At 58.8% G+C, this 12,072-nt stretch carries 12 protein-coding genes; 8 read left to right on the forward strand and 4 right to left on the reverse strand.

What is annotated here, in order from left to right; all coding sequences use genetic code 11:
- The first annotated feature begins 4 nt into the window (after positions 1-4).
- Genes ACN0X0_RS11535 through ACN0X0_RS11545 form a run of 3 tightly spaced genes read left to right on the forward strand, consistent with a single transcriptional unit; the run spans position 5 to position 3,809 of the window.
- A complete protein-coding gene (locus ACN0X0_RS11535) occupies positions 5-1,102 on the forward strand; it encodes a microcin C ABC transporter permease YejB (RefSeq protein WP_417279266.1) in 1,098 nt (365 codons plus the stop codon).
- The gene (locus ACN0X0_RS11540) at positions 1,099-2,205 is read left to right on the forward strand and encodes an ABC transporter permease (protein WP_417279267.1); all 1,107 of its coding nucleotides are present in this window, start codon (positions 1,099-1,101) and stop codon (positions 2,203-2,205) included. The genes ACN0X0_RS11535 and ACN0X0_RS11540 overlap by 4 nt, the downstream gene beginning before the upstream one ends.
- Positions 2,202-3,809 (forward strand): ABC transporter ATP-binding protein, encoded by a 1,608-nt coding sequence (locus tag ACN0X0_RS11545; protein WP_417279268.1) that lies wholly within the window; start codon positions 2,202-2,204, stop codon positions 3,807-3,809. The genes ACN0X0_RS11540 and ACN0X0_RS11545 overlap by 4 nt, the downstream gene beginning before the upstream one ends.
- A gap of 84 nt (positions 3,810-3,893) precedes the next feature.
- Here ACN0X0_RS11545 and ACN0X0_RS11550 read toward each other — a convergent pair whose 3' ends face one another.
- Positions 3,894-5,492, reverse strand: a complete 1,599-nt coding sequence (locus ACN0X0_RS11550; protein WP_417279269.1) for a D-alanyl-D-alanine carboxypeptidase family protein — start codon at positions 5,490-5,492, stop codon at positions 3,894-3,896.
- A 175-nt stretch (positions 5,493-5,667) separates the two neighbouring features.
- Positions 5,668-6,375 (reverse strand): HAD family hydrolase, encoded by a 708-nt coding sequence (locus ACN0X0_RS11555; RefSeq protein ID WP_417279270.1) that lies wholly within the window; start codon positions 6,373-6,375, stop codon positions 5,668-5,670.
- Between the two features lie 136 nt (positions 6,376-6,511).
- On the opposite strand from ACN0X0_RS11555, the gene clpS reads away from it, so the two are divergent.
- The 3 genes from clpS to ACN0X0_RS11570 are packed head-to-tail and all read left to right on the forward strand — an operon-like array spanning position 6,512 to position 8,674.
- On the forward strand, positions 6,512-6,838 hold the full coding sequence (gene clpS / locus ACN0X0_RS11560; RefSeq protein ID WP_226554718.1) for an ATP-dependent Clp protease adapter ClpS: 327 nt from the start codon (positions 6,512-6,514) through the stop codon (positions 6,836-6,838).
- A gap of 18 nt (positions 6,839-6,856) precedes the next feature.
- Complete coding sequence (locus tag ACN0X0_RS11565) at positions 6,857-7,831, forward strand: class I SAM-dependent methyltransferase (RefSeq protein ID WP_417279271.1); 975 nt, start codon at positions 6,857-6,859, stop codon at positions 7,829-7,831.
- 30 nt (positions 7,832-7,861) lie between these two features.
- Positions 7,862-8,674 carry an SDR family NAD(P)-dependent oxidoreductase gene (locus tag ACN0X0_RS11570; protein WP_417279272.1) on the forward strand — a complete coding sequence of 271 codons (813 nt, stop codon included), beginning with the start codon at positions 7,862-7,864 and terminating at the stop codon, positions 8,672-8,674.
- A gap of 3 nt (positions 8,675-8,677) precedes the next feature.
- Here the strand turns inward: ACN0X0_RS11570 and ACN0X0_RS11575 are convergent, their stop codons facing one another.
- The gene (locus tag ACN0X0_RS11575) at positions 8,678-9,052 is read right to left on the reverse strand and encodes a hypothetical protein (RefSeq protein ID WP_417261202.1); all 375 of its coding nucleotides are present in this window, start codon (positions 9,050-9,052) and stop codon (positions 8,678-8,680) included.
- A 128-nt stretch (positions 9,053-9,180) separates the two neighbouring features.
- Between ACN0X0_RS11575 and hemF the strand changes: the two genes are divergently transcribed.
- Positions 9,181-10,074 carry an oxygen-dependent coproporphyrinogen oxidase gene (gene hemF, locus ACN0X0_RS11580; RefSeq protein ID WP_417279273.1) on the forward strand — a complete coding sequence of 298 codons (894 nt, stop codon included), beginning with the start codon at positions 9,181-9,183 and terminating at the stop codon, positions 10,072-10,074.
- A gap of 36 nt (positions 10,075-10,110) precedes the next feature.
- Positions 10,111-10,902: a hypothetical protein gene (locus ACN0X0_RS11585; RefSeq protein ID WP_417279274.1), complete on the forward strand. Its 792-nt coding sequence runs from the start codon at positions 10,111-10,113 to the stop codon at positions 10,900-10,902.
- Between the two features lie 44 nt (positions 10,903-10,946).
- On the opposite strand, the gene hemE is transcribed toward ACN0X0_RS11585, so the two are convergent.
- On the reverse strand, positions 10,947-11,981 hold the full coding sequence (hemE, locus tag ACN0X0_RS11590; protein ID WP_417279275.1) for a uroporphyrinogen decarboxylase: 1,035 nt from the start codon (positions 11,979-11,981) through the stop codon (positions 10,947-10,949).
- Positions 11,982-12,072: the final 91 nt, after the last annotated feature.

Below are 12,072 nucleotides of genomic sequence, written 5' to 3' on the forward strand. Positions count from 1 at the left end.
GTTCATGGGAGCCTATATTCTACGGCGTGTGCTGTTGATCATTCCGACGCTGATCGGGATCATGGTGGTGAACTTTGCGCTGACGCAATTCGTGCCGGGCGGTCCGGTCGAACAGGTGCTTGCCAATTTGCAAGGTGAGGGCGATGTGTTCGAGACGATCACCGGCACCCAAGCCGATGCGGGCAGCGCGAATACGACCGAAAACACCGCCTATCAAAGCGAGTACGCCGGCGCGCGGGGCCTTCCGCCCGAGTTCATTGCCGATCTCGAACGGCAATTTGGCCTCGACAAACCGCCTTTGGAACGCTTCCTCACGATGATGTGGAACTACATGCGCTTCGACTTCGGGGAGAGCTATTTCAAATCCGAGGGCGTGCTTGACCTTGTCTGGGACAAGCTTCCGGTGTCGATTTCCTTGGGGCTTTGGGCGACCCTTATTTCCTATCTGGTCTCGATCCCTCTTGGCATTCGCAAGGCGGTGCGGGACGGATCGAAGTTTGACACATGGACCTCAGGCATCATCATCGCCGCCTATGCGATCCCGAGCTTTCTCTTTGCGATCCTGCTTTTGGTTCTGTTTGCGGGCGGGTCGTATTGGCAGATTTTCCCACTTCGTGGCCTGACCTCTCCCGATTGGGATCAGATGTCGTGGCTGGGCAAGATCGGCGATTATTTCTGGCACATCACCTTGCCGGTGCTGGCCTCCGTGATCTCGTCCTTCGCCACGCTCACGCTTTTGACCAAGAACTCCTTCCTCGATGAGATTCGCAAACAATATGTGGTGACCGCCAAGGCCAAAGGTCTGCCCGAGAGCCGTGTTCTTTATGGTCACGTCTTCCGCAACGCGATGATGATCGTGATCGCGGGCTTTCCGGGGCTGTTTCTGGGCGTGTTCTTCGGCGGTTCGGTGATCATCGAGACGCTCTTCTCCCTCGATGGCTTGGGGCGTCTTGGCTATGAGGCGGCTCTGGCGCGCGACTATCCGGTGATCTTTGGCACGCTGTTCTTCTTTGGCCTCATTGGTCTGTTGATCGGCATCCTGTCGGATCTGATGTATGTCTTCGTCGACCCGCGGATCGACTTTGAGCGGAGGGACACATGAAGATGTCCGAACTCAATCGCCGTCGCTGGCGGAATTTCAAATCGAACCGCCGCGCCTATTGGTCGCTGATCATTTTCTCGATCCTCTTCGGCCTGTCGCTCTTTGCCGAGTTCCTCGCGAACGACAAGCCGATCCTCGTGCAATATCGCGGCGGCTATTACATGCCGATCTTCAAATTCTACCCGGAAACCGAGTTCGGCGGCGATTTCAGGACCGAAGCCGTCTATCGCTATCCCGAGGTGCAATGCCTGATCGAGACCGGCGGCATGGTCGACTGTTTCGACGATCCCGACGCCTATCTCGAAGACGCCCAAGACGGTGTGGTCAATGGCGAAGAGATCGAGAAAGGCTGGATGATCTGGCCGCCCATTCGCTATTCCTACAACACGCAGGTCGAGGGACCGGGGGCCGCACCCTCGCCGCCGACGCGGCAAAACTGGCTGGGCACGGATGACACCAAACGCGATGTGGTCGCACGGGTGATCTATGGCTTCCGCCTGTCGATTTTTTTCACGCTTGTGGTCTCGCTCGCCTCCTCGCTCATCGGTGTCGTCGCCGGCGCGATTCAGGGCTTTTTCGGCGGGCGCACCGATCTCATTTTCCAACGCGTGTTGGAAATATGGGGCGCGATGCCCGCGCTTTATGTGATCATCATCCTCTTCGCCATATTGGGACGAAGTTTCTGGCTCTTGGTCTTTGTCACCATCCTTTTTGGTTGGACCGCGCTTGTCGGCGTGGTGCGGGCCGAATTCCTGCGGGCGCGGAATTTCGAATATATCCGTGCGGCGCGTGCGCTGGGGGTTGGCAACTGGACGATCATGTTCCGCCATATGTTGCCCAATGCGATGGTGGCGACCTTGACCATGCTGCCCTTCATCGTGACCGGCAACATCGGCATGCTGGCCTCTCTCGACTTTCTGGGCTTTGGCCTGCCGTCCTCGGCGCCCTCTCTGGGCGAGCTGACGCTTCAGGCGAAACAGAACCTTCAGGCGCCTTGGCTCGCTTTCACCGCCTTTTTCACCTATGCCATCATGCTCTCGCTTTTGGTCTTCATTTTCGAAGGCGTGCGAGATGCGTTTGACCCGAGGAAGACCTTTCGATGAGCCTTTTAGAGTACAAAGACCTGCGGGTCGGCTTTCGTCAGGACGGCCAGACAGTCGAGGCCGTGAAAGGCGTGTCCTTCTCGGTTGAGAAGGGCGAAACCGTCGCTCTCGTGGGCGAATCCGGCTCTGGCAAATCGGTGACGGCGCTGTCTTGTGTGAACCTCTTGCCCGACACGGCGGTCACGCAAGGCTCGATCACCTATCAGGGGCAGGAGCTTGTCGGCGCGGCTGAGAAAGAGCTGCGCAAACTCAGAGGCAATGACATCAGTTTCATTTTCCAGGAGCCGATGACCTCTCTGAACCCGCTGCACACGTTGGAAAAACAGCTCTCCGAAGTGCTGCTCATTCACCACGGGATGACAGGCACGGCGGCGCGGGACCGTGTGATTGAGCTTTTGAATCAGGTTGGTATCCACGAACCGGAAAGCCGCCTCAAAGATTACCCGCATCAGCTTTCCGGCGGTCAGCGTCAGCGGATCATGATCGCTATGGCGCTCGCGAACCGGCCCGAATTGCTGATTGCGGATGAGCCGACCACCGCGCTCGATGTGACCATTCAGGCGCAGATCCTCGAACTTTTGGCTGAGCTGAAACAGAGCCTCGGCATGTCGATGCTGTTCATCACCCACGACCTGAACATCGTGCGCAAGTTTGCCGATCGGGTCTGTGTCATGAAAAATGGTGAGATCGTTGAGACCGGCGTCACGACAGAGATTTTCGACAATCCGCAACACCCCTACACGCAGATGCTTTTGGCCGCCGAGGCCGCGGGCCATCCCGATCCCGTGCCAGAGGGCGCGGAGGTGGTGGCGGAGACCAAAGACCTGCGCATCTGGTTCCCGATCCAGCGCGGGTTCCTGCGCAAGACGGTGGGCTATGTGAAGGCGGTGAATGCCGCAACGCTGTCTGTCCGTGCGGGCGAAACCGTGGGCATCGTGGGCGAATCCGGGTCGGGGAAAACGACGCTGGCGCTCGCCATGATGCGGCTGATTTCCTCGCAGGGGCCGGTTGTTGTGATGGGCCATGACGTCCAGGGCTGGTCCAACCGCAAACTCCGCCCGCTGCGCGCCGATATGCAGATCGTGTTCCAAGACCCCTACGGCTCGCTGTCACCCCGGATGACGGTGGAGCAGATCATCGCCGAGGGCCTCGGCGTGCATCATGTCGAGGGCTATGCCTCCAATGAGCAGGCGGTGATCGACATCATGCGCGAGGTCGGCCTCGATCCCGAGACCCGGCATCGCTATCCGCATGAATTCTCCGGGGGGCAGCGTCAGCGCATCGCCATCGCTCGCGCGATGATTCTGCGCCCGCGTCTGGTGGTGCTGGATGAGCCGACCTCCGCGCTCGATATGACGGTGCAGGTGCAGATCGTCGAGCTGTTGCGTCGACTTCAGGTCAAACACAAACTGGCTTACCTGTTTATCTCTCACGACCTGCGCGTGGTGCGCGCGTTGTCGCATCAGGTTTTGGTGATGAAGCGTGGCGATGTGGTCGAGATGGGCACGGCGGAAGAAATTTTCGAGGCGCCGAAAGAGGCTTACACCAAGGCTTTGGTCAGTGCTGCGCTCGATCTCAAGGTCGAAGAGGGCGCGGGCGTCTGACGCCTTTCCTCTTCATGTGCCGGAATAAAAAAGGCGACCTGCAAGGGTCGCCTTTTTTGTATTCTGTGCATTGGTTTCGGACGATCAGGACGGGCCAACCGTCGAACATTCCGTGCCACGGGCTTCCAGACGGCGACAGGTCATTGCGGCCATATCCTCCGTCATGCCGAGGAAATTCGCGTCAAAGCCACGGTTGGTCCGCACCACTTTGCGCAGCGCACCATCGAGCATTTCGATCTCCGTCAGAGCGGTCTTCAACAGCTCCTTACGCGCGGCATATTCGGAATTATAGGTGCCGATGTTGATCCCCCAATAGCGGTTGCCGGAGGTCGAGATTCGCGTGACAATTTCCGGCGCGACCTCTGGCGCCACAGCCGAGGCCATTGCGGTTTCTGTCGGCATGAGGGCCGCGGCTGTCGGCTCAACTGACGCAAGCTGAATCCGCTCCGGGCGGGGCAGGGGGGAGATGCTGGGGGCAGCCGTAGCACTGGCCGCGACAAGGGTCGGCGTCGGCGCCTGCTGCGCCCGCGCCGTTTCTGCCAGTAGCGTGGTGGCCTCATCCGCGGCGCTGGTCGCGGCAGCCAGAAGAGCGGCCTCTTCTTCGGCCTTGGCAAGCGCATTGAACACATCGTCAGAGGCGGCGAGGAGCATTTGCTCCTCCTCCGGTGCCAAGCCTTGCAGCGGGCGCGGCTTTGGCAGCGGGCTCGACGTCATCTTGATGTTCACGCGGATGACCTTGGAGGCCACGCGCGGATCGTCTTGGGTGCCAGCGACCATGACGGCACCGCCGACCTTGCCGAGATAGGGCGGTCTTGCGGGTTTCGAGACGGCCACGCGGCTGGGCGCACGTTTAAAGCCCAGATCCATCAGCTCCGCCACTTTGGCGTTGCGCGACACGGTGGAGCGCCCGCCGAACACGGTGGTGATGATGCGCTCGTCGCCGCGATGCGCAGACGCCACGAGGTTGAACCCGGCAGCCGAGGTATAGCCCGTCTTGATCCCGTCCGCGCCGGTATAGGAGCTTAAGAATCGCGAATTGGTATGGGAGACGGTGCGCACGCCGGCATCGGCGGTCTGGCGCGAGAAGATGTTGTAATATTCCGGGTAATCGTAGAACAGGTGACGCCCCAGAACGGTCATGTCGCGGGCGGTCGACAGGTGACCGGCCTCCGTCAGACCATGCGCGTTCTTGAACGTCGTGCGCGACATGCCAAGTTCCTTGGCGGTGCGGTTCATGCGGCGGGCAAAGGCGGCCTCAGACCCTTCAATGGCCTCGCCGATGGCGGTGGCGGCATCGTTGGCGGATTTCACGGCGGCGGCACGGATGAGATAGCGCAGCTTGATCTGCTGACCTTGCTTGAGGCCAAGTTTCGACGGCGGCTCAGAGGCGGCATTGCGGGACACGGTGACCAAGTCGTCCAGCCCGATCTCGCCGTGTTCAATCGCCTCAAACGCGATGTAGAGCGTCATCATCTTGGTGAGAGAGGCTGGATGCAATCGCGTGTCGGCGTTGGTGGCATGAAGCACCTTCCCGTTGCGCGCATCCATCACGAGGGCCGCATATTCGGCCGCCATGGCGCGCGAGGTCACAGAGACCGTCACCGCGAATGCGATCAGTAGGAGAGGAAAAATACGCCTTGAAACGGCACGCAGGATACCCCGCGCTTGCACGTTGCTCTTCATGATAACTCTGCCTCGTCATGCCGGATCATTTCGCCCAGCTTATTGAGGTCACGGTAGCACAAGCTTTCGTGCGAGAAAACAATGAATTTTCAAGGGTTTTCAAGGGGTGCTGACTTGCAACGCCAAATGTGGTGTGCCGGGGCTATTGTACTACCAAATCAGGCGTTGTTTCGGCTCAAGTTTTTTGAATCGCCTCAATGAGCGCGGGCAATTCGGTCAGGCGCGGCAATTCGTGAAAACGGGGATGTCCCATCGGCGCCTCAGCATGTTCGATTTCCCAAGTGAAATTATGCGGCACGAAAACACCCCAGGCCCCGGCCTCAATCGGCGGAATGACGTCGGATTTCATCGAATTTCCGACCATCATGGCGCGTTCGGGGGCGACATTGTGGCGGGCAAAGATGGTGCTGTAGACGGTGGGGGTTTTGGCCGAGACCACCTCGATCCCATCAAAGAGATCGCCCAGCCCGGATTGGGCCAGTTTGCGTTCTTGGTCCAAGAGATCGCCTTTGGTGACCAAAAGAATCTCATAGTTCTCGGCCAGCGTGCCAACGGTCTCTTCCACGCCGTCCAACAGGTGAATCGGATGGCGCAGCATCTCTTGCCCCGCAGAGATCAACTCCTGAATCACAGAGGCAGGCACCCGTTCCTCGGTCACCTCAATCGCAGTTTCAATCATCGAGAGGACAAATCCCTTGATCCCGAATCCATAGGCTCCGAGGTTGCGACGTTCGGCGGCCAGAAGCCGCTCAGAAAGATGATCGGGCTCGGTAAAATCGGCCAGAAGGGCGGCAAAACGCTCCTGTGTCATGCGGAAAAACTGTTCGTTTTCCCAAAGCGTATCGTCGGCATCAAAGGCGATTGTGGCGAGTTTTTCGGTCATCCGGTCGGCGCTCCTTTACCGGTTTGGGCATAACGCTCTTTATTCATGCGCAAAAGGGGCTATATATCGGCAAAGGTGAACCCAAACCCCAGAGACGCGACAATCGGAGGCCCGAGTGATCCTCGCACCGCAGATGATGGCTGACAATGACGACCGTTCGGATGAGGACGGCGATGTCGGTCTTGCGCTCAAACCCAAGCCGAAGACGAAGCGTCCGCCGCTTTACAAGGTCATGTTGCTCAACGACGATTACACGCCGATGGAATTCGTCGTGTTGGTGCTCGAACGGTTCTTCGGGATCGGACATGCGCAGGCGACGGAGATCATGTTGACCGTGCACAAAAAGGGCCTCGCCGTGGTTGGCGTGTTCCCGCATGAGATCGCGGAAACCAAGGTCACGCAGGTCATGGATTTTTCCCGTCGGCATCAGCATCCGCTGCAATGCACCATGGAAAAGGAATAGGCGTTTCGCCTGTTTGACATGGTGTCTCCGCGTCTTTTCCTCCTGCTTGATGGGGCTCCCCCGTCCCGTGTCGCGGTCTATCGCCCGCGCTCCGACGCCGATCTTTCTGCGCTGAAAGGTGCTGAGGTACAGATCGTGCAGGGCTTTAAACCCGATGCCGACGCCTTCAAAGCGCAAGGCTATGAGGTCGTGACCGAAGCAGACGGTCAATTCGATCTCGCCATCGTCGCTGTGCCGCGTGCCAAGGCCGAAGCGCGTGCCTTGATTGCAGATGCCGCTGCGCGCGCGGACCAAGTCATTGTAGACGGGCAAAAGACCGATGGCATCGACAGCCTCTGGAAAGACATCAAGAAACGGGTCGAGACGCAGGTCGTCTCCAAAGCGCATGGCAAGGCGATCCGGTTCTCGGGGGGGGATTTCTCGGACTGGGCCAATCCCGGACCGCTCCATTTGATCGACGGCTTTACCACCCGACTGGGCGTGTTCTCCGTCGACCGCATTGACAAGGCGTCCGAGGCGCTGGCCGAGGCTTTGCCTGCGAAACTTCCGGCGCGCATCGCCGATCTTGGCGCGGGCTGGGGCTATCTGTCTCGCGCGATTCTGGCGCGCGAAGGTGTGAAAGAGCTGCATCTCGTCGAGGCCGAAGCCGCCGCGATTGCCTCTGCGAAGGACAATATCACGGACGAGCGCGCACAGTTCCATTGGGAAGACGCCACCAAATTCAAGCCGCCGCATCTTTTGGATGCGGTGATCATGAACCCGCCGTTTCACACCACGCGGGCGGCGGACCCGGCACTGGGTCAGGCCTTTATCACCGCCGCGGCACGGATGCTGTCACCACAGGGCCAGCTTTGGCTGGTGGCCAACCGGCAACTGCCCTATGAGGCGACACTTGCCTCTCTCTTTGGCACGGTCGATGAGATTGCCGTCACCGGCGGTTTCAAATTGCTTCACGCTGCGAAACCCCTTCGCAGGGCCGCCACAAAGCTTTAGTCTCGGCGCTAACACAACAGGGAGTCTCTGATGAGCTTTTCGATTGAGGGCAAGGTGGCCATCATCACAGGTGCCGCCAATGGCGTCGGTCTGTCCGTCGCGCGGCATTTTCTGGAGCAAGGCGCCTATGTGATGTGCGCCGATATGGATGAGGCCAGCCTGGTCGCCGAATACGGTGAAGAGGCCGAGGCCGAAGAGACCAAACTGGCCTATTTCGCCGGGGATTTGCGTCAAAAACTGACCATCGCCAATCTGCTGTCTGCGACGATTGACGCCTTTGACGGTGTCGATATCCTCGTGAATGCCTCGCGTCAGGTGTTGATGAGCGATCCTCTCTCGGTCGAGGAGGACAATGTTGCCGATCTTCTGGAGCAGAACCTGATGACCTCGCTGCGTCTGACGCAACAGGTGGCGAAATGGATGATCAAGAACTCTGAGAAATCCGATGACGATGAGGGCTTGGTCGGCTCGATCGTCAATCTGTCGTCGATTGCGGCGCGGCGGTGTCAGCCGGAGCTTTTGGCCTTTTCAATCTCGTCGGCGGCAGTTGATCAGATGACCCGCGCCATGGCTGTGTCTCTCGCGCCGCATCGCATCCGGGTGAATGCGGTGGCCTTCGGGTCGGTGATGAGTTCGAGCCTCAAGGACAGATTGGCCGAAAACCCGGATTTTCGGGGCGAGATCGTGTCAAAGACGCCCCTCGGCCGCGTCGCCCCCGCCTCGGAAGTGGCGGAGACGGTGCAATATCTGACGTCGGATTGTTCCGGGTTCATGACCGGGCAAATCCTGACGGTCGACGGTGGCCGGACCCTGGTGGATCCGGTGCTTGCGCCGACGCACTGAGCCTTACTCAGGATATTGAATTTTGCAGGAGTCGACGGCGGCCTGCGCCTGAACCGAAAGCTGCACCTCTTTCTTTTGGAGAGCCGCAAGTTTTGCGGCCTCGGCATCGAGGTCGATGGATTTCGGCACGCGCCGGGTTTGGATGTCGCGCTCACGGCAATAGATCGCCTTGCCCTCATCCGTGGTGCCACAGCGGCGGATGTCATAATCGACATATTGCTTTTCGACCAAGGCATAGCCGCGTGACAGATTGCCCTCGGCTTCGGCAATAAAACCTTGCACTTGGCGCAAATCTTTGGTCGCGCGCGAGATGCACATCTGTTGTTCTGAACAGGCCGCGAGCAGCGGCACAATGGCGAGGGGAATGAGCCAACGCATAACGAGTCTCCTTTTGACGTTTACACGCCACCATAGCGCCTTTCCGTCGCAGGGGAAGGGAACTTGCCGCCGCTACAGGATTGCTGTTACCTCTGGCATGCTGCGCAGAAAGAGAAGGACCACGCCCGATGAGCCACGAGATGACGACCGAAAAAGAACGCGCGAGCGCGTGGTTTCGCAACCTGCGCGATCAGATCGTTTCGGCTTTTGAAGCCCTCGAAGACACGCAGTTGAGCGGTCCTTTCGCCGGGCGTCCCGCAGGTCGGTTCGAGGTGACCGAGACTGAGCGCGAGTCTGAAGACGGCTCGGACGCGGGTGGCGGGTTGATGTCCGTCATGCGCGGCGGACGCGTGTTTGAGAAGGTCGGCGTCAATGTCTCCACCGTCTATGGCACTTTGGGTGAGCGTGCCCAAATGGCGATGGCCGCGCGCAAAGGTCTGCCGGGGATGAAAGACGACCCGCGTTTTTGGGCGGCAGGCATTTCGCTGGTCGCGCATATGCAGAACCCGCATACGCCTGCCGTGCATATGAACACCCGGATGTTCTGGACCCCGCATGGCTGGTGGTTCGGCGGCGGCTCCGATCTGAATCCTTGCATCGAATATTCTGAAGACACGGCGGCGTTTCATGCGGTGCAAAAAGAACACTGCGATGCACATGATCCCGACTATTACCCGCGCTTCAAAGCCTGGGCGGACGAGTATTTCTACATCCCGCACCGGGGCCGTGCGCGGGGCGTCGGCGGAATTTTCTACGACGATCTGAACACCGGAGATTGGGAAAAGGATTTCGCCTTTACCCAAGACGTGGGCCGCGCCTTCCTTCCGGCTTTTCTCGGTGTGACAGAAAAACGCCGCGACATGCCGTGGTCGGAGATGGACAAAGATCGCCAACTCGTCCACCGGGGCCTCTATGCCGAATACAACCTTGTCTATGATCGCGGCACGAAATTTGGCCTTGAAACGGGCCACAACCCAGATGCGGTCTTGATGTCCCTGCCGCCGATGGCGAAGTGGGTGTGAGATATACTTTAAGTCTTTATGTGCATTAGGATGTTTATGAAAAAATATGGGTTCGCCTTTTTGGCGCTGATGCTGGTTGCGGTTTTGTTTGCGATCAATGTCTGGAGTGTTCTGTCTTTGGACCGTCCGACAAATCTGGCCTGGAATGAGCTTGGCGATTCCATGGGGCTGTTGAACGCGTTGTTCAGCGGCCTGGCCTTTGCGGGATTTCTGGTGTCCCTGACCTGGCAGCGTCAGGAATTGTCCTTAACTCGCAAAAGTGTCGAGGAACAGACCCGGGAATTGTCCCGTGCGGCGGATGCGCACAACCAACAGGTGGCACAGTTTCAGGCCCAGCAATCCTTGCAAATGCAAAGTCAGTTCCATGCACAATTCATGTTTTGGCATGACCTTTGGCTGCGCGAGCAGAAAGAGATGCAGGCCAATCAAGACGCGCAGGACCAATGTCTGACTTTGTGTGAGGATGTCGGCGAAAGGGAGAGCCAGAGCCTTGGCAAGGATGCGCGGGAGATGTTTCCGGGTGGGTATTACAATTTCCTGCGGTACTGTCTCGAAGAGCTTGAGGCCCTGCCTGTCACGGATGAAAAGCGGGCCTCTGAGTTGCGACAAAGATATGCGCGCATCTTGCGGGCGGAGCTGTCGGATATGGAAAAGAAAGTGCTGTTGTTGGGGCAGTTCCACAAGGCGCCGAGTGTCGGATCTTTGCCGTATCTCATCGGGAAATACGAAATCCTGCACGGTTGCGGTCCGTGGGCGCGCGATCAGTGCGAAGAGATTTGGTTGAATTATCGGGGCGTGCTCAACAGCGCGTCACACGATGAGGACTAAAGAAAAGCCCCGCTCTTTGGCGGGGCTTTGTCGTTCGGGATCGCTCAGACGGTCTCTCTCAATGTCTCGATCATCAGGCTGACATTGTCCGGGTCTGCATCCGGCGTGATGCCATGGCCGAGGTTGAAAATATGCGGGCCTTTTGAGAAGGCGGCACGCACATGGCGCACCTCGTCGATCAGGGCTTGCCCCCCCGTAACCATATGTGAGGAGGCCAGATTGCCCTGCACACAGCCGTCCACCTGCACATGTTCGGCGCCCCATTCGGGTGTCACGGAATTGTCGAGCGCCACACAATCAACGCCGGTTTTCTTGTGGAAATCGATGTAGCCGTCGCCCGCTTCGCGCGGAAAACCGATCACTGGAATGTCGCCATGGCGACGTTTCAATTCGCGGGTGATGATCCGCGCTGGCTCGACTGCGTATTTTTCAAAGGCCTCCCCCTTGAGGCTCCCGGCCCAGCTATCAAAGATTTTCACCACTTCGGCACCCGCACGAATTTGCATGTCGAGATATTCGATGGTCGAAACGGTCAGAAGGTCGATGACCTTCTCGAACAAGGCATTGTTGCCTTCGCGGAGCGCATGCGCAGGCCCCTGATCCGGCGTGCCACGGCCCGCGATCATATAGGTTGCCACGGTCCAGGGTGCGCCGGCAAAACCAATGAGCGTCGTTTCTTTTGGCAGCTCGGTCGAGAGGATTTTTACCGTTTCATAGATCGGCGAGAGTTTGTCGTGGATGTCGTCCTTGCCTTTGAGCTTGGCGAAATCGGCGTCTTCGGTGATGGTCGAGAGGCGCGGGCCTTCGCCGGTGACGAACCAGAGATCGGCGCCCAAGGCCTGTGGCAGCAAAAGGATGTCGGCAAAGAGGATCGCGGCGTCAAAGCCGAACCGACGGATCGGCTGAAGCGTCACTTCGGCGGCCAGATCGGAGTTGTAGCACAGCGACAGGAAATCCCCGGCCTCCGCCCGCGTCGCGCGATATTCCGGCAGATACCGCCCGGCCTGACGCATCATCCAGATCGGCGGAACCTTTTGCGTTTCGCCTTTCAGAGCTTTCAGGATCGTCTTGTCGGTCATCTGGGCCTCCCATTCATACTGCCCCGCACTGGTCCCTGCCTTGCGCGGATTTGTCAAGCGCACAAGGCACTTTCCGCGCTTGTCAGGCCGA

Source organism: Celeribacter sp. (genome assembly GCF_048270365.1).
Taxonomy (GTDB): domain Bacteria; phylum Pseudomonadota; class Alphaproteobacteria; order Rhodobacterales; family Rhodobacteraceae; genus Celeribacter.

Excerpts from the sequence above, each read along its gene's own strand:
- ACN0X0_RS11570 (WP_417279272.1), top strand. The coding sequence starts at position 7,862 with ATGAGCTTTTCGATTGAGGGCAAGGTGGCCATCATCACAGGTGCCGCC.
- ACN0X0_RS11550 (WP_417279269.1), bottom strand. The coding sequence starts at position 5,492 with ATGAAGAGCAACGTGCAAGCGCGGGGTATCCTGCGTGCCGTTTCAAGG.
- hemF (WP_417279273.1), top strand. The coding sequence starts at position 9,181 with ATGAGCCACGAGATGACGACCGAAAAAGAACGCGCGAGCGCGTGGTTT.
- ACN0X0_RS11575 (WP_417261202.1), bottom strand. The coding sequence starts at position 9,052 with ATGCGTTGGCTCATTCCCCTCGCCATTGTGCCGCTGCTCGCGGCCTGT.
- clpS (WP_226554718.1), top strand. The coding sequence starts at position 6,512 with ATGGCTGACAATGACGACCGTTCGGATGAGGACGGCGATGTCGGTCTT.
- ACN0X0_RS11535 (WP_417279266.1), top strand. The coding sequence starts at position 5 with ATGGGAGCCTATATTCTACGGCGTGTGCTGTTGATCATTCCGACGCTG.
- hemE (WP_417279275.1), bottom strand. The coding sequence starts at position 11,981 with ATGACCGACAAGACGATCCTGAAAGCTCTGAAAGGCGAAACGCAAAAG.
- ACN0X0_RS11555 (WP_417279270.1), bottom strand. The coding sequence starts at position 6,375 with ATGACCGAAAAACTCGCCACAATCGCCTTTGATGCCGACGATACGCTT.
- ACN0X0_RS11540 (WP_417279267.1), top strand. The coding sequence starts at position 1,099 with ATGAAGATGTCCGAACTCAATCGCCGTCGCTGGCGGAATTTCAAATCG.
- ACN0X0_RS11585 (WP_417279274.1), top strand. The coding sequence starts at position 10,111 with ATGAAAAAATATGGGTTCGCCTTTTTGGCGCTGATGCTGGTTGCGGTT.
- ACN0X0_RS11545 (WP_417279268.1), top strand. The coding sequence starts at position 2,202 with ATGAGCCTTTTAGAGTACAAAGACCTGCGGGTCGGCTTTCGTCAGGAC.
- ACN0X0_RS11565 (WP_417279271.1), top strand. The coding sequence starts at position 6,857 with ATGGTGTCTCCGCGTCTTTTCCTCCTGCTTGATGGGGCTCCCCCGTCC.